At 71.3% G+C, this 801-nt stretch carries 1 protein-coding gene; it reads left to right on the forward strand.

What is annotated here, in order from left to right:
• The coding region (locus IF29_RS0141165; protein WP_030267711.1) for a CDP-glycerol glycerophosphotransferase family protein at positions 1–801 on the forward strand (801 nt) is incomplete at both ends.

Genomic DNA, 801 nt, shown 5'->3' on the forward strand with positions numbered 1-801 from the left:
ACGTCCACAGCGGCGAACTCCCCCTGCGCGCCGGCGAATGGGAACTCCTCGCCCGCCTCGACACCCCCACCGACCAGGGACCCGACAGCGAGCAGCCCGGTGAGATCAAACTGCACCTGGCCCCCCGCGCCCACACCACCGTCCCGCTCCAGGTCACCGCCCGCGGCAAGACCGTCACCCTGGGCCGCCGCTGGTACGACTGCCTGTTGCTGACCGCAGCCGACTCCCTGACCGGCGACGAAGCAGGCTCCTACCACCAACGCCGGCTACGCGAGGAGACCTACCCCGCCGCCCGCAGCCAGCCCCTGCGCCCCACCGTCCTGTACACCAGCTACAACGGCGGCCCCTACGCCGACTCCCCCCGCGCCCTGCACCAAGAACTCCTCACCCGCGCCACCAACCTGCAACACCTGTGGACCGTCGACGACCTCCAAGCCGACATCCCCCCCACCGCCACCCCCGTGCGCCTGCACAGCCCCCAGTGGTACCAAGCCCTCGCCACCTCCCGCTACATCATCACCAACACCGAACTGCCCCCCTGGATCCACCGCCGCCCCGGCCAGACCATCCTGCAGACCTGGCACGGCACCCCCGTCAAACGCATCGGCTTCGACTTCGACAACGACTGGTACGCCGACCCCGACCAACTCCACGACCTCGAACACGGCGCAGCCCAGTGGAACCTGCTGGTCTCCCCCAACCCGCCCAGCACCCCGGTGCTGCGCCGCGCCCTGCGCTACACCGGCACCGTGCTGGAGACCGGCCTGCCGCGCACCGACCAGCTCCACGCCCCCGACCGCG

It is taken from the genome of Streptacidiphilus jeojiense (assembly GCF_000719095.1).
In the GTDB taxonomy this organism is placed as follows: domain Bacteria; phylum Actinomycetota; class Actinomycetes; order Streptomycetales; family Streptomycetaceae; genus Streptacidiphilus; species Streptacidiphilus jeojiensis.